Source organism: Marinococcus halophilus (assembly GCF_002265875.1).
Classification (GTDB): domain Bacteria; phylum Bacillota; class Bacilli; order Bacillales; family Marinococcaceae; genus Marinococcus; species Marinococcus halophilus.
Window position 1 is genome coordinate 278739 of record NZ_NPFA01000001.1, and the last position, 20053, is coordinate 298791.

Annotated in this window: 12 protein-coding genes; 2 read left to right on the plus strand and 10 right to left on the minus strand. The window is 45.2% G+C overall.

The window, feature by feature from the left end:
- Positions 1–7: 7 nt before the first annotated feature.
- A complete protein-coding gene (locus CHL76_RS01385; RefSeq protein ID WP_094907645.1) occupies positions 8–4162 on the plus strand; it encodes a peptidoglycan-binding protein in 4155 nt (1384 codons plus the stop codon).
- A 78-nt stretch (positions 4163–4240) separates the two neighbouring features.
- Here the strand turns inward: CHL76_RS01385 and CHL76_RS01390 are convergent, their stop codons facing one another.
- The 3 genes from CHL76_RS01390 to CHL76_RS01400 form a co-directional block, all read right to left on the minus strand.
- Entirely contained in the window at positions 4241–5599 is a 1359-nt protein-coding gene (locus tag CHL76_RS01390) for a UDP-N-acetylglucosamine 1-carboxyvinyltransferase (protein ID WP_094907646.1), read from the minus strand.
- A 168-nt stretch (positions 5600–5767) separates the two neighbouring features.
- On the minus strand, positions 5768–6817 hold the full coding sequence (locus CHL76_RS01395; RefSeq protein ID WP_094907647.1) for an NAD-dependent epimerase: 1050 nt from the start codon (positions 6815–6817) through the stop codon (positions 5768–5770).
- A gap of 66 nt (positions 6818–6883) precedes the next feature.
- On the minus strand, positions 6884–8170 hold the full coding sequence (locus CHL76_RS01400) for a TolB family protein (protein WP_094907648.1): 1287 nt from the start codon (positions 8168–8170) through the stop codon (positions 6884–6886).
- A gap of 214 nt (positions 8171–8384) precedes the next feature.
- Between CHL76_RS01400 and CHL76_RS01405 the strand changes: the two genes are divergently transcribed.
- Positions 8385–9281 carry a glycosyltransferase family 2 protein gene (locus CHL76_RS01405; RefSeq protein ID WP_094907649.1) on the plus strand — a complete coding sequence of 299 codons (897 nt, stop codon included), beginning with the start codon at positions 8385–8387 and terminating at the stop codon, positions 9279–9281.
- Between the two features lie 59 nt (positions 9282–9340).
- On the opposite strand, the gene CHL76_RS01410 is transcribed toward CHL76_RS01405, so the two are convergent.
- The 7 genes from CHL76_RS01410 to CHL76_RS01440 all read right to left on the minus strand — a co-directional run bounded on the left by CHL76_RS01410 (position 9341) and on the right by CHL76_RS01440 (position 20046).
- Positions 9341–11131, minus strand: coding sequence for an asparagine synthetase B family protein (locus CHL76_RS01410; protein WP_094907650.1), 1791 nt, complete (start codon positions 11129–11131; stop codon positions 9341–9343).
- Between the two features lie 37 nt (positions 11132–11168).
- Complete coding sequence (locus tag CHL76_RS01415; RefSeq protein ID WP_094907651.1) at positions 11169–12350, minus strand: glycosyltransferase family 4 protein; 1182 nt, start codon at positions 12348–12350, stop codon at positions 11169–11171.
- Between the two features lie 43 nt (positions 12351–12393).
- The gene (locus CHL76_RS01420; RefSeq protein WP_158219027.1) at positions 12394–13716 is read right to left on the minus strand and encodes a flippase; all 1323 of its coding nucleotides are present in this window, start codon (positions 13714–13716) and stop codon (positions 12394–12396) included.
- A gap of 62 nt (positions 13717–13778) precedes the next feature.
- Entirely contained in the window at positions 13779–14816 is a 1038-nt protein-coding gene (locus CHL76_RS01425) for an O-antigen ligase family protein (protein ID WP_143747430.1), read from the minus strand.
- A gap of 196 nt (positions 14817–15012) precedes the next feature.
- The gene (locus tag CHL76_RS01430) at positions 15013–15933 is read right to left on the minus strand and encodes a glycosyltransferase family 8 protein (protein WP_094907654.1); all 921 of its coding nucleotides are present in this window, start codon (positions 15931–15933) and stop codon (positions 15013–15015) included.
- 89 nt (positions 15934–16022) lie between these two features.
- Entirely contained in the window at positions 16023–16790 is a 768-nt protein-coding gene (locus tag CHL76_RS01435) for a tyrosine-protein phosphatase (protein ID WP_094907655.1), read from the minus strand.
- Between the two features lie 148 nt (positions 16791–16938).
- Entirely contained in the window at positions 16939–20046 is a 3108-nt protein-coding gene (locus CHL76_RS01440) for an alpha-mannosidase (RefSeq protein WP_094907656.1), read from the minus strand.
- Between the last annotated feature and the right edge of the window lie 7 nt (positions 20047–20053).

The following is a 20053-nucleotide window of genomic DNA, read 5'->3' on the forward strand; positions in this document are numbered from 1 at the left end:
GCTGAGTATGGTTTCATCTAAAAAAATTATATTTTTCAGTTCGTTTATCGTTTCTATTTCTTTAGGTAGTTTCGCCACCGCTGACACGGCCCAGGCCAATGAAGAAAATAACAGCAATGAATTATACATGGCGGAGGGAACAGAAGCTTCTGAAGTAAAGGAACTCGAAGAAGCTTTGATTGTTTTAGGCTATCCCCTTCAAGAAGCAGACACTTTATTCGATAGCGATACGTCTATACATATTTCAGATTACCAGGAACAAAACAGCTTTGAAGTGACCGGAGAAGCTGATCGGGAATTGCTTGAAAGTATTCTCGATGACGTGAAAAGCATAGAAGAGAATGAAGCTTCTATTAACACAGATTCAGAAGAAGATGTGCCGGAAGACACCTCCACTGACCACTCCAGTTCGGGTGATACTTCTGAAGAGGAAAATAGTGAGCTAAAGGATGATATAGATGAATCTTCCATTGAGAGCTCCTCAGAAGAGGGAGAAAATCAGGAATTAGAGGAAGAGTCTGCAGTGGAAAATTCCGAAGAGGATTCACAAAAAACAGAAATTAAAGATCAGTCTGGCTCTGATAATAAAGAGGAAGAAACCACTCAGGAAAAGCAGTCAACTGAAGATACAATCCAAGAGAACACCTCCACTTCTGCGGATGAGAACTCTGGCAGTGAAAATAAAGATACAGAAAAGCAGGATAAGGCTGAGCCACAAAAAGAAAGAACTTTTGTATTATCGGCTAGAACCTTTTCTTCGGCAAATATTATGAAAGAAACCAGCAGCACAATTCTGAAGGACGGCGTCACTAGCCCGGCGGCGCAGGCGATGAAAGAAAATCTGTATACCCTGGGCTACCTCGACATTGCTGATCCGAACGAGCGCTTCGGTCCGCAGACGGAAGCCGCCGTTAAAGCCTTCCAGCGCGACCAGGGCCTTGTTGTGGATGGGGTCGCCGGACCGAACACGCTGGCGAAGCTGAACGAGGTGCTGAAGCAAAACGACACCACTGCCAAAAAGAACGATAAGCCAATAAGTACCGATACAGTTCTGAAGGACGGTGTCAACAGTCCCGCAGCCCAGGTGATGAAACAGAACCTGTACACGCTCGGCTACCTCGACATTGCTGACCCGAACGAGCGCTTCGGCCCGCAGACAGAAGCCGCCGTTAAAGCCTTCCAGCGCGACCAGGGCCTTGTCGTGGACGGTGTCGCCGGGCCAAACACGCTGGCGAAGCTGAGTGAAGTGTTGAAGAAAAACGATACCTCCGACAAGAAGGAGACTGATAAAGTTAGCACGGAGACCGTCTTGAAGGACGGCGTCACCAGTCCCGCAGCCCAGGTGATGAAACAGAACCTGTACACGCTCGGCTACCTCGACATTGCTGACCCGAACGAGCGCTTCGGCCCGAAAACGGAAGCCGCCGTTAAAGCCTTCCAGCGCGACCAGGGCCTTGTCGTGGACGGTGTCGCCGGACCGAACACGCTGGCGAAGCTGAATGAAGTACTGAAGCAAAACAACACCGCCGTCGATAAAGACGAGAAGCCAGTCAGTACCAATACGGTTCTGAAGGACGGCGTGCGCAGTCCCGCAGCGAAAGCGGTGAAGCAGGACCTGTACACCCTCGGCTACCTCGACATCGCCGAGCCGAATGAACACTTCGGCCCGAAAACGGAAGCCGCCGTCAAAGCCTTTCAGCGCGAGCATAACCTGTATGTCGACGGGATAGCGGGACCAAAAACGCTCGCAAAACTCCGCGAGGTGATGCAGAACCCGCCGGCAGACGACGCCAGCAGGGATGACAGCTCCAGCCGTGTCCTCAAGGACGGCGTCACGAGCCCGGCAGCGCAGGCGATGAAAGCAGACCTGTATACGCTCGGCTACCTTGACATTGCTGACCCGAACGAGCGCTTCGGCCCGAAAACGGAAGCCGCGGTTAAAGCGTTCCAGCGCGACCAGGGCCTTGTGGTGGACGGCGTCGCCGGACCGAACACGCTTGCTGAAATCACCAAAGTACTGAATCAAAATAACACCGCCGACAAAACGGACGAAAAGCCAATCAGTACCGCTACGGTCCTAAAGGACGGCGTACGCAGCCCTGAAGCGAAAGCCGTGAAGGAAGATCTATACACCCTGGGCTACCTTGACATCGACGAGCCGAATGAACACTTCGGCCCAAAAACGGAAGCCGCGGTCAAAGCCTTCCAGCGTGAGCATAACCTGTATGTCGACGGGATAGCGGGACCAAAAACGCTCGCAAAACTCCGCGAGGTGATGAAGAACCCGCCGGCGGACGACGCCAGCGATGACAGCAGTTCGGAGGATAGTTCCAGCACCGTTCTTAAGGACGGTGTACGCAGCGCCGAAGCAAAAGCGATGAAGCAGGACCTGTACACCCTGGGCTATCTTGACATCGACGAGCCGAATGAACATTTCGGCCCGCAAACGGAAGCCGCCGTCAAAGCCTTCCAGCGTGAGCATAACCTGTATGTCGACGGGATAGCGGGACCAAAAACGCTCGCAAAACTCCGCGAGGTGATGCAGAACCCGCCGGCGGACGACGCCAGCGATGACAGCAGTTCGGAAGATAGTTCCAGCACCGTTCTTAAGGACGGTGTACGCAGCCCTGAAGCAAAAGCGGTGAAGCAGGACCTGTACACCCTGGGCTATCTTGACATCGCCGAGCCGAATGAACACTTCGGCCCAAAAACGGAAGCGGCCGTTAAGGCCTTCCAGCGCGATTATGGGCTAACCGTCAATGGGGTAGCGGATCCTGCAACACTTTCAAAATTAAAAGAAGCTTTGGAGGGTGAAATGAATGCATCTATTCCATCACCATTCACTTCCGTATTGGGTCAAGGAGACAGCGGAGACAGTGTCATCACGCTGAAACAGTATCTTGAAGCTGCTGGCTACAGCACTAACACCTCAAGCACGTATGATCAGTTGACTGCTGATCAGGTCAAAGCCTATCAGTCTGCCAATGGCCTTTCTGCAAGTGGAGCGGCGAACGCCCAGACCTTGAGCTCGCTCGTTGAAAAGCGGGGCACCACCTACGTGTTCTCTGGCAAACAGCGATTCGGCCACGGTGTCGGCATGACTCAGTGGGGTGCCTACGGCATGGCCCAGCAGGGATACGGCTATGAGAAAATACTAAAGCATTATTATACCGGCATCGATGTAGTGAACAGCGACAGCTACAAAAATAAAACGATGCGTGTACTTCTCGGAGACACTCAGAAAAACTCTGCTGATATCGAAAGCTCCTCTGCTTACAGCATTGTGACAACGAATGGAGACACGCTGTTCGAAAATGTTTCCGGCTCCACTACAATCACATACGGCTCGGGCGGAAACGGGACGTATACCGTCACAAATAACGGGTCGGAAAAAACGACCACCGATCCGATTTACGCAGTAAGTTCAACCAGCGGTACCATCGAATACAACGACGTCACCTACAAGGGTGAAATTCATTTTCCCAAAAGCCTCGTAGAAGGTAAGTATACAAGCAGCTGGGTGATGGACGTTGTTAACCACGTGAGTATCGATACGTATCTTGAAGGCGTCGTTCCATACGAAATGTATACTAGCTGGAATGAACCGGATGCATACAAAGCCCAGGCAGTTGCCGCACGCTCATATGCGATGACAAAAATGAAAACCTCCGGCACCTTCGATGTGTATAACGATACTCGTTCACAGGTTTATCACGGTGTTCCTACCGGTTCTCATAACAGTCCGACCATTCTAAATGCCATTCAGTCCACGAGCGGCCAGGCCATTCACTATAACGGCCGGCTGGTGGAAGGTGTCTATTCCGCTTCTGCAAGCGGCCACACCGTGGATGCTGCAGACGTATGGGGAAATAATGTCGGCTACCTGATCGGCGTCCCGGACCCTTACGACCCATCCCGGTACAACCAGGTGAGCTGGACCGAATCCTTTTCACTAAAAGAGCTCTCAGCTGTTGATTATTTCAAAAATGAAAGTAAAGGCGAGGTTCTTGCCCTTCAGCCAACGATGAAAAACGAACGTCTTCAAAGCATCAAGGTAATCATGGAAAAAGGAACAATTACTCTTACCGGTGACCAGTTCCGGAGTGCAGTTGATTCAAACGCGATGAAATCGAATATTTTAAGTATCGAAGAAATTAACTAAATACAGTAAAAAAAGGCTGCAGTCCGAACGTGGACTGCAGCCTTTTTTTACTGTAATATATCGGGAAAACCTTTGAACTTATGCTTTTCTTTCAATGTCTCCACCAATTTTCTGGAAAAGCTGCGCGAGATCCTGGTACCCACGCTCAACCTGATAGACGTTAGTAATAATGCTTTTACCTTCTGCTGCCAGGGCACCAATCACCACGGCAGCCCCCCCTCGAATATCACGGGCCACAAGATCTTCCGACCCTCGCCATTCTTTAGTGCCCATGAAAGAAGCAATCTGTCCTTTTGCTCCATTTACGCACAGAAAGCCTCCGTCTTTTACCGAACCACTGGCTCCTAGTTTATTTAGTTCCCATACGTATTGAAAACGACCATCCAAAATTGTTTCTTTGATAGAGGTTTCCCCATCTGCTCTGGCCATCATCACACCATGCAATGGCTGAATATCTGTATGAAAACCAGGATAAGCGGAAGTTTCAATAGAAATAGCTTTTAGCGGCTGCTTCCACTCTACATCCAAATAATTCTCTTCAGAGTCTTCAATACTTAAACCGGCTTCGCGCCATACACGGACTTCATTTTGGAGAAACTGAGTGCTCGCGTTGTAAATTCTAACCTTCCCTTTTGCAGCTCCTACAGCCGAAATCAACGTGGATACAATGATCCTATCGCCAATAACGTCATGGGACGCTCCGTGAAGGTCCTGCACTCCATCAATGATCATTGTATTTAAGTCATCTTCAGCCCATGAAATTTTAGCCCCCATCTTATTCATCAACTTCATGACATCGATAACTTCCGGGTTAACAGCCGCGTTCTTAAGCACAGTACGAGTACCACTACGTACAGCTGCTGCAAACATAACGTTAAGCGTACCACCAAAAGTCGGGTAATGAAAAGAAATTTCTTCATCTTGTTTAGACGGTGAAGGTGTGAATACAATTCCTTCATCTGTTTCTTCTGCTTGGTGCCCTAACGTACCTAAAGCAAGCGTATGAAGATCATGTTTTCTGCTTCCTATATTACAGCCCCCTGGTACTGGGAGAAAAAGAGGCTCCTCCCAGCGGGCACTTCCTCCAAGAAGCAGCAGGGAGTGCCGAATTTTACTTGCTTTTTCACGATTCAATCCGGCATCCTTCCAAGCCTTTTTTTGAACTGTAATAGTACCCTCCCCCTGTGACACGATTTCTACTCCTATATCTTCAAGAAGAGAAGTTAACAGCTTCACGTCATTCAAATGAGTAGGAACTTGATGCAAGGTCACTTTTTCTTCTGTCAGGGAAGCGGCAACCAGGGCCGGGAGAGCCGCATTCTTAGCCCCTGGCACTTCAACAGAACCTTTGAGCGGCTTCCCGCCATTCACTTCATAGTATGGAGAAGAGCTCCTTTTTTCCTGCTTCAATCCATCTGTATAATTTGATGATTTCATATATATCGATACCCCTTTTACAAGTAAAAACAAGAAAAATTAATTGCATTTAGCTTAGCATACCCGAACTATAACAGAAAAATAAATGCAATTTTTAAACTTCTAATACATTAATAACGAACGCTGCATACTCCACTTATTACTTTTGTTTTACATAATAAACGAAAACTATCTTTTATTTTCAACATCACGAGGGGCAGAGCGCTCAGAAAAGTGTTCCGGGTAAAAGGCTTTGTACCAATCCACAAATTTTTTAATGCCCTGATCAAGCGTAGTGACCGGCTTAAATCCGACGGCCTGCTGCAGGCTGTCAATGTTTGCGTAAGTTGCCTGCACATCTCCCGGCTGCATCGGCATATATTCCTTCCGGGCTTCCATGCCCAGGTGCTTTTCCAGCGTTTCGATGAATTCCATCAGAACCACCGGCTGATTATTCCCGATATTGTATACTCTATAAGGAGCATAGCTCGTCGAGGGGTCAGGATTCCCTGCGTCCCATTCAGGATCACCGGCTGGCGTCTCCGGGATCAAGCGCACAATGCCCTCCACAATATCATCGATATACGTAAAGTCCCGCATCATGTCCCCGTTATTATACACCTGGATCGGCTCGTCGTTCACGATTTTATTGGCGAATTTAAAATAAGCCATGTCCGGACGGCCAAGCGGCCCATATACCGTGAAAAATCTGAGACCTGTGGTAGGAAGACTGTACAGGTGACTGTACGTATGTGCAAGCAGCTCGTTAGACTTTTTCGTTGCCGCATAAAGGCTGACGGGATGATTCACGCCGTCCTCCGGGGAGAACGGCATTTTTTTGTTTGCCCCGTACACGGAGCTTGAAGATGCATAAATCAGATGTTTTACCTGATGGCGCCGGCACATTTCCAAAATGTTGGAGAAGCCGACAATATTGGACTGAATGTATTTATCGGGACGATCCAGACTGTAGCGGACACCTGCCTGAGCACCTAAATTAATGACCACTTCTATTTCATACTCAGAAAATACTTTTTCCAAAGCAGAAGCATCGGCTAAATCAATCTCGTGAAAGTGGAAATTTTCATATAAAGCCAGCCGCTCCTGCCTTGTCTTTTTTAAATTAATATCGTAATAGTCGTTGTGGTTATCGATACCAACGACTTCTTTTCCTTCCTGAAGCAGCCTTTCTGCTGCATACATTCCTATAAAACCACTGCTTCCGGTTACTAGTATCATTACACTCCTCCGTTATTCATCAGCAAGACCCGCTTGCCTGGTAGTATTGTTCCATTCAGTCTCTTTTCATTTTTTACCAATAAGCGAAGACACGTCGAGTATATATGATTTTCTTAGTCCTTCATGTGAAGAGTCGATCGAAATGTATTTTCCATCCGGACTCCATCTTGGATGCAGATCCGCTCGTTTACTCAAATCAAAGGCCCATGGGGCGAAAAATTGTCCTGCCTCCACAAGTTTCCCGGAGTTCAAATTGTATAGGAAAAGATGGCGAATCCGCGATTTATCTGGATACGTATCTGTGACCAGCCAGTTCTGATCCGGCGATATCGAAGGATGTCCGTCCCCGAACTGATCCAGCACCCCTTCCCCTAAAATAGAAGCATCCGAAGTGTTTGTATTCAACCAGTAGTAATGGTCTCCGCGAGCTTCTGTCCGTGCCCAGGCGATGATTTCGTCGTCGTTATACCAGCAGCAATGAGAGACCATGCGGTCGTCCAGAAGCAGACGCAGGCTGCTCCCGTCTGCCGCTGCAGCATATAGCCTTGTGTATCGTCCCTGCTTTCCGATCCAGCGGTGCATGAAGATAAACTGTTTCCCGGAAGGAGAGTACATCACATGATTGACTTTATGCTCAGCCCCTTCCATCTCTGGTCTGAATTTATGTTCAATTAATTGTTTGATAGTAATAAGGAGTTCGGTTTTCTGCGTAGCCATGTTCACTTTCCATATTCCGTCTTCCTCCCTTGGAAGAAATGGATGAAGATTCATGGACTCCCCTTCATAGCCGTATTCAGGGTTCAGCCGGGTTAAGTTTTTAAAATTAATAGACAAAAAGGTATTTTCGCCTGGGTGAAGTGTTTGAAGAGGCATGGAGTACGTAGCTTCCACTTGTTCGGATTTTACATTAAACTGCCGGGCCACAAGCTTTCCTGCCGCAAAATTATTGTATAGAAGACGGTCTTCATCGAGCCAGCAGGTCATGGAGCCCTGCTGAAAATTAAAAGCTGTTGTTGTTTCTGCGGTAACTTCCTGCTGCTTTTCTCTGTCGATCGCTACAATTTCCCACTCGGATGCTTCGTTTAAGCGATGATAAGCAAGACGTGTCTGCAGAGGATTCCAGGGCTTTCTGTCATAATACCCAAAAAATAATGAAGCACTGGAGGGTTTTAGACCAAAATGTTCATAAGGATTCTCGAGCTTTACTTCTGGATGCGTTTTATATGTAAAATTCTTCTTTCGGTGAAGAGCATATTGCACACGTTGGTATAGAAATTTAGCAGTTTTTTTAATTTTCGGGTTGGATTCGATCAATCTTGCTAATCGCTTTTCAATAAAACTATATTGGGCCATAATTCTTCCTTTCTTTTCGTTTATTTTAGAAGAGCAATGAAAAAATAAAAACTTTGATATAAATATTATTTTAACGAATTTTCTTCCAGATAGATAGATGAATTAGCCCTATTGGATGTTCCAGCTTTGCTTTCTAATTTTCACCTGCCTTACTTTTCATTTCCCATGTTATACTATGGCAGATAATACATATTAATTTTAAGGCGGTGTCTATGTGAAAGCCTCTGTAATTATTACTACAAAAAACAGACAAAAAGAGCTTCAGGCCGCAATTCAAAGCGTTCTGGCCCAGAGCCGCCAGGCGGCTGAAATTATCGTGATGGATGACGGCTCCTCCTATGATCTGTCCCAAACATCAGACAGCGGATTTTTGTCTTCTGTACAATACTTTTATCACGAAGAAAGCCTTGGCGGAGCTGCAAGAAGAAATGAAGGAGCGGCCAAGGCCACCGGGGATATACTCATGTTTTTGGATGATGACGATACGTGGGAGCCTCAAAAAATTGAAGATCAATTAACTATTTTCGACCATCATCAGGAGGTAGGTCTGGTTTATACCGGACGGAAGGTGGTTGATGCTGAGGACCGCGATACAGTACTGCGTAGAATCGAACCCAAAAAACGGGGTAACGGCTGGCCGGATATTCTCTTTAACAATTTCATTGGTGTTACATCCGGAGTAGCTGTCAGAAAAAACCTGTTTGAACGGGTGGGCGGCTTTGATACTTCTGCAGTTGCGAGGCAGGACTATGACCTTTGGATAAGGCTTGTACGGGTTACTGAGGTTGACTATGATATAGGCTGCAATGTTCGGTACACAGTATCTAAACAAAAAGGCAGACAGATAAGCAGCCGCAGCGACCTGCACGGAAAAGCCATTCATTATCTTCTTAATAAATACAATAAGGAAATCGAGTCGTTTTCTTCGCTCGAGAAAAGGCGTCTTAAAAGTGACTGGTACCATTACGTAGCAAGGAAAACACACGGAGTGAGCTATAAGACTGCGATAGCCTGGGCGATCAAAGGTCTGATTCAATATCCGCGCGTCAAGCTCTTCGCTTTGCTTCTGCCTCCCGCAGTTTTAAACAAATTAATCGGGAGATTGGCTTAAAATTTTCAGCAGTAAAAAACACCCTAAAATGGGTGTTTTTTACTTCATGATTTTATTACTTACTTTTGATCTTCCCGATGAAGATTATGCGCCAGCTGAAGAAGCGAAACCTGCTCTCGTCCATCCAAGCCGTTTAAAATTTCTTCCAGTGATAAATTCCGGCTGCTTATTAAATTCATTATATTTTCTGCTTTATTGTCGTCCAGTTCCTTCGCTATCCAGCCTCTATGTGCCTGAGTTGTTTCTTCCCAATCCGGCCATGATTCCTGCTTTACCTTTGAGGAACGAACGTAGTTAATTAACTTCCCACCCAAAAGCGCTCCTGCCATAATTGGAAAATTAATTTTGGCATTGAAATAAGGAAAAGACCCATTGGCATGAGAGATGAACTTTGATTTACGGAAATCCGGCTGAAAAGCTGCATGAAACAAACGCCTGTTCATTTTAAACTCCTGCGGCACATTTGCAGCTATTTTTAATACTTCATTGTGTAAATACGGCTCATAGTTTCTGAATAAACGGCGGTGACTGAAGAAATTAGCCATGTTATGATTCATCGCTGCCGGCCAAAGCTCTATCCATTCACTCGCACTGCCGGGACGGAATGTTTTAATAAATTCTTTATGCGCTTTGCGTCTGTCATAAATAGCAGAATAAATTTCTTTTTTCACAAAATCATACTGCTTGCTGTAGCTCGATAAATATTTATTCGTCGACTGCTCGTCTTTATCTAACGTATCCAGCTTGTATTTGATCCCTTTAACTTTATGCTTATACAAATTTTTAATTCTTCTTCCCTTGTAATATGCATCTGCTCCCAGCCCCCCTAAAACCGCTGTGTACTCTTTGAGGCGGAAAATCCGGTGGCACCCATAGGCATGGGCATGAAAAAACTTGTGATCACTTCCGAGCATCTCTGATACGCTATACAAGGCATCCAGATAATACGTGGGGCTGCGAAACCCAGCACGAAGATCCACTCCATACAATTTTGCAATGCGCCTGGCAATTGATAGTTCCTTATTTGGCGCATCAAGAAATATAAATCCGTTCTTTTTTGTTTCTAAAGGGAGAGCATTCAGAAGCACTCTGGAATCTTCTCCTCCACTCATTAATACGGCTGCCTCCTGCTTTTCAAGCTTCAGGTCCTCTATGACTGTATGAAAGTTCTTTCGCAAATTTAGAGCAGCTTCTTCAAAATCTGTCTCCGGTTCTTCTGTGGGCAGCCAATAAAAGCTTCCCGCTTTCATAGATTTTTCTTCAGCTTTAATTATGTACTCAGTAGCAGGATTCATCTGGCTGACCAGCTTGTAGGAAGTATAAGGAAAGGTGACAGCTTTGTTTAATATAGAATCCGCTATCGATACTTCATCTATATCTTTTCCCCGTGCCGAAAGACGGGCCACGCTATCTACGTGGGTCCCTGCAATCACAGATGCACTGTTTTTGTGCAAGGAGGAGTAAACAGGTATAAAGTTCATTAAATCTGTAACGATATGTACATGTTGATTTCTTTTGTCTATACAGATTATACAGAAGGGACCATGAACATATTGATCAAACTGAGTATTTTTTTTCGAAAACCACTCATGCAGAATAACATGACATTTATTTTCACCTGCACTGGGCATGTGCGTATTTTTAATAATCGGACCGCCTAAAAGGACTAATACAAAGTCTTTATCTTCCACATGCCTGGTGTAAGGATAGTGATTTTCAAAAAAAGCCAGTGCTCCCCATTTTCCAGAAAGACTGATCAGAGTTTTATTGTTTTCTACATCAATCTTTTGCAGCTGCTGTTCCACTTTTTCTTTGTCAGCCAGAGAGGAAGAATACAGAAAATCAGCCATAGAATACTCCTTTTGCCTGTTTAATGAAGAAAGGCTTTTATTTTCGTTTTAGTTTGTCTTTGAGGCTTCTCGAAGCATAGTATTTAATGATTTTGCCGTAAATAGTTATAAAAAACACAATACCGGCGGGGTAATTTAATTTCACACCATTATTTGGCTTTCCTTTTTTTTCAATTATTTGATTTAACTTATCGTGAATTTGTTCAATGCTGTAATTATCTTTAATAAATTCTCTTATGTTCGTTAAAGCCTGGGGATTGATTTCTTCACCGCCCGAAAAAACATGGGCTTCGTCAGAGGATGATAAATTTCTGCCCGCAAAATTATAATCCGCCAATGCCTGCACGTTTTCCTCTGTTACGAGCGCATAATGATCCGATTCATTCACCACAATGCTAGGTTTTTTTAAATACATACCATCAATGACGCTTCGGCCTTTACCTGCAATAAAATCATGCTTTTTCACTTCTACCGGCACATCCCGGATAAACCCGAGCATATTTACTTTTATTTTTTGATTTTCCTGAAGCTTTTCGGCTTCACGCTTTACTTCTTCCCATAGAGCCCCTGCTCCTGCAATCGTCAATTCAACCTCTTGGCCCGCAGCTTCCTGTGTTTCCTTCACTAATCTGAAAGTAGTCCAGATCGAATTAATTTTTTCATTATCCATGCGGGTTACTAGTAAAAAACGCTTTTTTTCCTTTGGCGGCTCGTAGGAATCCGGCTCTGGATACAAAGAGAAATCAATTCTATTTGGGAACACGTGAATCACCGAAGAATTATAGCCCTGTGCCGTAAGTTCTTTTTTGTTTTCCTCGCTGAAAACAATTAATTCGTCAGGGCTCATAACGTCTGCATAAAAACCTGGGACAGCCATGCCCGGAATGAGATGGAGACTCGGTACACCGGTCATTTTCGAAGCAAGCTTAGTAAATATAGAGTTCTGGAACGTAATATCAATTATTAAATCGGGCTTTGTTTTTTGTATTCTATTAATATAACTGATAAGAATTTTTAAATTTTTCCATGGCTTCTTATAGTCAAACGGAGGGAAATGAACTAATTGATTAATACCTGCTTTTTCATACCTTGCTTTTTCTTTCGTCAAAGTCCCCCAAACTTCCACTTCGTGCCCTGCACGCTTAGCATGCTTTACGTACTCGAGCAGCGAATACGAAGAGCCTCCGTTAAACAGTCTATTTTTAAATACAATTTTCATAAAAGTCCATATCCTCCTTTAACGTGAAGTTACTATTCACTTTTTATGATTTTTTTCTGAAATTGCGGTATTTCTTTACGATTATTGCTTTAATTTCTTCAAAATCTTCTTTGTTTATGAATAAAACATCTTTCAACATTAAGTTCTCTCTTCGAGCATATAAAATCGCAAATGTAATACCACCAATAACATAGCTAATAGTCGAAGCCGCCGCCGCTCCATTGATCCCCCACGCCGGAATAAAGATAAAGTTAAGCCCTATATTAATAAATAAAGGAACAATAAAAGCTTTAATAGCGTACAATGGATAACCGCGACCGGCCAGATCAGGGTGTAAAACCTTTGATATACATATAGCAATGACCCCCACCATTAATAACTGAAGTACAGTAGCCGATCCAAGATAAGCTTCACCATACAACAGTCTTATTAAGATTGGTGCAAAAGCTATAATAAACAAACATATAATTATAATTATTGGAAAAGAAACTCTGAGCACTTTCACAGCACGCCGTACTGTAGCTTGAGAATTTCTGCTGGTGGCCCCTTTGGCAAACAGCACCAGACCGATAGCCATCGGCAGCTGCCATACCAACTCCGCGATATTACTGCCAACTGAATAAAGACCGATTTGAGCTTCAGGGACAAAATAACGAAGAATTATAATGTCGATTTTATAGTTTAATGTCAATAAAAATAATGCTAACGCATAGGGAAAACCTTTCATTAGCATCTTCACAGCTACGCTTTTATCAAATTCGTACTTCCAGTTTACATAAGGGTTTACTCTTATTAAATAATAAATAGCAATTCCCAGAGGGATCAGAAATTGTACAAAAGCTCCTCCCGGCACTCCCAATCCCAGCGCCCACACTACAATGACTACGCCAAAGAAGTAGATGCCTGCCTTTAACAGTTCACTTATGTTAATAGCTCCAATTTGATTTTTACCGTGTAAGATACCTTTATAATAACCATGGAAAAGCTTCAAAGGCAGCGAAGCCAGGGCAAATAACAGCACAAGCCAGCTGTAGTCATTCCCCATTGAAAAATAAAAATATGTACCTACCACAAGCACTGCTAATGATGAAGAAATAACCCATAGTGTTAAAATCGCTGAGTGAATGGTGTCTATTGGGTACAATTTCTGCCCGGTGAAATAGGCTGCCGATTGACGAATGCCCAGATCCGCAAGTGAGTAAAGCATATTAGGAAGCACAAAAACAGCTGCAATGATTCCCTGCCCTTCCGGCCCCAAAATCCGGGCAATTAAGACAGAGGATAAGAATGTGCCAAATAATACTGCTATTCTAGTACCAAAAGAAGTGATTATATCAAACAGAGTACTGCGTTGCTTTTTCCCCATGAGGATTCCTTCCATTTCATGAACTTATTTATAAGATGAGGTGTTTCATTGTAATAGCCAGGTCACTTTAAACGGTTGATAGTATTATAAGAATCAGCGTGGTTCAGGCGTTTATTTTTAAATTCAAAATAAACAACTCCTACTACCGCAATGGCGCTGAACAACATGTAAGTACCCGAAAGTTCAAAGGAAACATTCCAGGTCATAAACAGGTATAATACCAAAAAGACGCTCCCGACTGCTAAAAATTGATCTCCCCAATTACGAATGAGAAACCAGGAAAAAGTGAGAAATAGTACGGTTATTATAATAGAAAGCAGAAGACCGAGCAGACCTGCGCTGAACATTACTTCTAAAAAGAAATTATGGGGATAACCGCCGGCGGATTCATTACTCCAAGCTTTTAACCCGTATCCCAAGACGTTATCAAACGACTTTTTCAGATAATAAGCATAAATTTCGACTCTTGGCTCTTCATCAATATTTGTAAACAGTCTCATCATTCTATCAATCCTTGATTCGGGAGCCATTAAGAAGGCTCCCGCTACAAATACGACAAAAGCTCCCACAGTACCAAATATCCAATAAAAATTACCATTTTTCCAGTTATAATAAATCACGTAAGCCACGATTAGAATCATTGGAAAAAGTAATGGAGCTCTTCCATCTAACTGCGACAATGCTCCCACCGTTATTATGACCCCAAGAATGCCTGCAGCTCTATACAGCCACCAATCTTTTGTGAAAAACAAAGCTACTGATAACAGTAACGCAATAGCAAGCGGCACTCCCAGTACTAAATAATTTTGGCCGTCACTTCTATCTAGAGTTATCAAGTCTAATATCGACAAAATTGAAAGAAAAACTCCCCAGCCAAATTGGAAAAAGAATAATTTTTTTATATCTTTCCCTTCAACGAATAGTAAAACAGCAGAAAAAGCTATGATAATACTTAAATACTGAGAGAGTTCTATCACACTTAATGCTATGTGACTGCTGATAAGTCCTGACAAGATGAGTACAAGCCAAAAAAACAATAGTAATGACAGTAAACGCTTCCGCCCTTCACCTATAAGAAATGGCAGCTTTTTATTATCCAAGGCTCTCAATGCTCCTATAAAAAATAAACCTAATATACTAACAACATTTACAAGTTCACTGCTTATAAAAACGATCTTCAAGCTTGGTATGCTAAATGTTAAAAACAAAAAGAATGGGAGCACAAGATTTAACAAGTTGTTTTTTTTCCCTCGCATATTAATTATGTGTCCTTTCTAGACTTCTCTCAATAAGCCTTCAAGAAGCCGGCTTCAAGAAATACTTCAATAAACCGATTAATTTATTCGGCAATACTTGGTATAAGTAACTTCTATACAATCTGAATTTCGATGTATAGTTGTATTCATACTCTTTCCAAGGTGTCTTTAACAACCTGCTCCTGTAATCTTCTTTGTATGGATGTACATTATCCAGCTGCCATGGCTTTGAAGAAGTCGTATAATGGATCACATATGGATTACTTTTGGCGGACTCAAACTCTCTTTTTGTAAAAGAAGTAAAATGATGAGTCAGTTCAAAATACTTCGTCTGTTGATTCCATTTAGGATGGAGAAATAAACAATTACCTGCTAATACCGCATTCAGGCCATCCTGGTCATGCAGTTTGATTTTATGAGAATTCTCTTGTAAGAATTCCATAGCTTGTTCAGAAATATTTTCCTTACGCCATTGAGGAATATTTATCAGCATAAGGCCTGAATTAAAAGTCATTGTGCTTTTTGACAGCTTTAACTGGTCATGTCTTTCAAAAAGTGGGTTGTGTACTGCCGCAAGGCAGAATCCGTTAAGGTCAATATTCCAAAGTTCAGTGATATCTCCTTTAATGATCATATCGCAGTCCAGAAATAGTATCCGCTCCGCCTTTTCTGCGAATAGATCAGGTATAGAGAGCTTGAAATAAGCAGCATGGCTGATATGTCTCTTAGTGGCTAATTTCGAATAGAGAGAAGCATCAGTATGCATAAATGCAACATTCCCCCCCCATGCCTTTGCCACAGCTTTAAGGTTTCTTCTGTTTTCGTCAGATATCCCCCCGTCTAATACTGTTACTTCTATATCACCAGGAACCGAAGCATGTTCGAACAACGAATAAAGCATAACCCCTAAATGCTGAGCGTAATTATCATCCGATACTGTTATTACATTCATGGTCACCATACTAATACTCCTCAGAATCTTTGATATTATTCATCACACACAAACACATACTAATAATAAATCTTCTTAAAGTAAATGGGGAATATTAGTTAAAACAACCCTAGAAATCTTTTCTTATTTTTAATTTTGAGCGGCTCATCAAGCAGCGGGTCTTTATTTTCAATAATGCGCTCGGCGTTCTCCAAAAAGGTGTCTACATATTCTGCTCCCAGATGATGGTCAATGTAATCATAGGCTTCCCGCAGGTCGAACGGGCGCATATCGATGTTATGAGCATCGGTCGACACGACATGGGTTAAGCTGTGGGTCACCATGTCTTCAGCAAACTGCTTGATGCTCTTATTCATTTTACCGGTAAAGCAGTGGGCGGTGACCTGGGTGAGCGCCCCGTTTTTCACAAATTCATGCAAAAGGTCCGGCTGCTCGCGGAACGCTTTTGTCCGTTCCGGATGCACAATGACCGGCACGTAGCCTTCCACCTGCAGCTCAAACATCAGCTGCTTCGCGTATCTTGGCACCTGCGCACTCGAAAATTCAACAAACACATAGCGGCTGTGATTGAGGCCGATGGAGATGCCTTTGTTCAAATCGTTAAGTAGTTCCCCGTTAATCCGGTTCTCCTGGCCCGGCAGCACCTTCACGTCGATACGGGCGCTTTTCAGCGACTCGTTCACGTAGTCCACCAGATGGGGAATATCCTGCCCGCTGTTGTCCCAGGCACCATTTTTATGATGCGGTGTGGCAACCACGGTGTGTATGCCGTTCACCTGTGCGGCTCTTCCCATTTCGATGCTGTCCTGAATTGTTGCGGCCCCGTCATCAATGCCGGGGAGTATATGTGAATGCAAATCGATCATAATTATTTGCTCCTTTACATTTTTTCCACACCAACAGCTTACCATATTTTCGCAATTTTATGCAGAAGACCTACGGAGAATACTCCACAATAAAAAAGCCCGGAAGACGTCGTTAGCCGAAGTCTTCCGGACTGTAATTCCGTGCTGTTCAAATCGTCAGCTTGATCGTTTTGAGTTCATACGGTTTAAAGTGGAGCGTCAGGCTGGAGCCGGCTTCGAGCTTTTTCACCGGCTCCTCCAGCAGGCTGCATTCCATGCAGGTGGAAAAGGCATGGGCGCTTGCAAACGTTACTTCCCCGCGCACGCCTCCGTGCTCATGCAAACGCACAATAATGCCGTCATCATCCTCCGCCTGCTTGACGGCGTCCACGGTAATATTAGCCGCCTCAGTCTGCAGAAAACTGTATTCGTGTGCTTCCATCGCTCCATCCACGCTTTCCGCCGGAATATTGAGCTCCGTTGCTTCCTGTACAGTGCCGCCATCAAACCAGCCTCCCTTATGAGGAAACAGGCTGTACGTGAAAATATGTTCGCCCTGGTCCTGGGTCGGATCCGGTTCTATTGCGGATTTTAACAGCGTCAGCTTCATTACATTGTCTTTGATGTCATAGCCGTACTTGCAGTCATTAAGCAGGCTGATGCCGTAGTCGCGCTCCGAAAGATCCGCCCACTGGTGGCCGACGGTTTCAAACATGGCCATATCCCAGCTTGTATTCCAGTGGGTTGGGCGCGTGACATTGCCGTATTGAATATCATAGGTAGCTTCGGTGGCACGGATCTTTACTGGAAACGCTGCTTTCAGCAGCTGCTGGTGCTCATGCCAGTCGACCGTCGTTTTAAAATCGATTCTTCTTGAATGGCTGTACACAATAACTTTCTGGTACACCGAAGAAGACTGGTAGCTCCATTCCAATTCAATGACCGCACGAAGCGGCCCGGTTTCGGCCAGGTGAATTTTTTTCAAATCAGAAACGGCATACTGTTTCTCTTTGTAAAAAATATCGATGTCCCAGGCGTCGTACGAAAGCGGCTTGTCCTCAAACACCTCGAGAACGTTCGCCGGCCCGTCCAATGCTTCACGTCCGGACTCTTTATCATACACACTCACGAGCTGGCCGCGATCATTAAAATCGATCGTATAAAAAGGAGTTTCCAGGCGCCTGCTCTCGTACTGAAACAGCTTTTCCTCTTTTTTCTGTGCTGCCCCGCCGGCGTAAATCACCTTGTACCCGAGCGCCGGGAGATCCGGCACGTGCACGAACACCTCTCCAGACTCTTCTGTCTGCATCTGCAGCTGCTCACCCGTATGGCTGGTCCATCCGGTCTCTCCATCCGGCACCTGGATCAGTGCCCCGCGCGAATGGGAGGCCGGGTTGAAAACAGTCTGTTCCTGTCCGGCCTGTTCATGCTTCAGCAGTTCCGTCTTTGTTTCCTGTTCGTTTGCTTCAACGAGCTCCAGCGCTTTTGCATATTCCTTTGTGCTGTCTTCATACACTTCCCGAATTGAAGAACCCGGAATAATATCATGAAACTGGTTGCGCAGAATGATTTTCCATCCCTGCTGCAGCTTTTCCTGCCGGCCCCTGTGCCACGAACCGTTCTGGAGATACGCCAGGGTGTCGAGCCATTCCGCCCGGCGGTAGCGAAGCTCTGCGGTGCGGTTCATTTTTTTATTGTAGGCCTGGCTTGTGTAGGTGCCACGGTGGTACTCCAGATACAGCTCCCCGTCCCACGTGTGCACGTACTGGTCGGTTTGTTCCATGCGTTCATGAAGCCCGTCGAGATACTGGTCTACCCTCCCTGTTTTCACATTCGGGAGCCCCGGCATCTCGTCGAACCGGCGTATTTTTTCCAGCATATCCCGGTTGACCCCGCCGCCGCCGTCTCCGTATCCATAGGATAAAAGCAGCTCATTGTTAAAGGAGCGGTCCCGGTACTGATCCCATATACCCTGAATGCTTTCCGCTTCAATTTCACCATTGTATGTGTATTTGCTTGAGCCGTCCGGCGTCGTAATAAAATGAGCAGCAATCTCTGTGCCATCGATGCCACGCCAGGTGAATGTATCATGCGGCATACGGTTGTACTGGTTCCAGCTGATTTTGGTGGTGATAAACGTATCGATGCCCGCCTGCTTTAAAATTTGCGGCAGCGCCCACGAGTAGCCGAAAACGTCCGGAAGCCACAGATACCGGCACCGCTTCACGCCAAGCTCGTGTTCGAGGAAGCGCTGGCCGTATAAAAGCTGCCGGCTGAGAGATTCACCGGAAGGGATATTGCAGTCGGCTTCAAGCCACATGGCGCCCCCGGCCTCCCAGCGGCCTTCAGCTATGCGCTGCTTGATTTGTTCGTAAATCTCCGGGTAGTCATCTTTGATATATTCATACAGCTGTGGCTGCGTTTGCAGAAACTGGTATTCCGGGTACTGGTCCATTAATTTCAGGACAGTGGAAAAGGAACGTCCTGCTTTTTCCCTCGTATGCTTGAGGCGCCAGAGCCAGGCAACGTCAATATGGGTGTGGCCTACGGCGCGCACAGTCAGCGGATGCTCTTCCTGCAACGGCTTCAGTTCGTTATGAAGCTTGTCGTTCGCTTCTTCCACCGACTCGTAAAATGCTTCGTTCCCCGGCACGCGCCAGTCGATCTGCTTAAACGCCCGGTCCAGTGCCTGCAGCAGCAGGGCTCTTTTTGCGTCCCGCCCGCCAAGTACGGCGACCGTGTCTAAAGCTGCCCCTGCCGTGTAATACAGATCATCTGCCGCCTCATGCAGGCAAGAAATAAAAGCCTCCTGCAGCCGATGCTCCTGAACTTCCCGGTTCCCCTTAATTCCTTCGAGACCCGACCAGAGCCGGAATTTAAGCGTGATTCTCTGCCCGATTAACCGGTCAGGAAAAAATACCTCTTTGTGATTCCCATCGACGGCCTGCATCGGTTCACCGTTGACGTACAGCAGTGATTCAAATCCGGAATTGTGGCCGCCGCCTGTTTTTCCGAAATCGAACACGCCGACGACCTTTTCTCCCTGCCACTGTGCCGGCAGCTCTACTTCTGTTTTCAGCCAGAGATAGCGGTCCCTCCCTTCCCAGCGGTCGCCAATGTTCATTTTGGTCGTTTCCTGCTTCGGCATAGCCTGTATGATTTCTTCTCCTGTTTGTTCTTCCACCGTTTGAAAATGCTCGATCGGCTGTTTGTTGGTATAACGATATTTCTGTAGCTCACTTATTCGCTGCCCTAATTTTTCCTCTGTCCAAAACATATTTTTC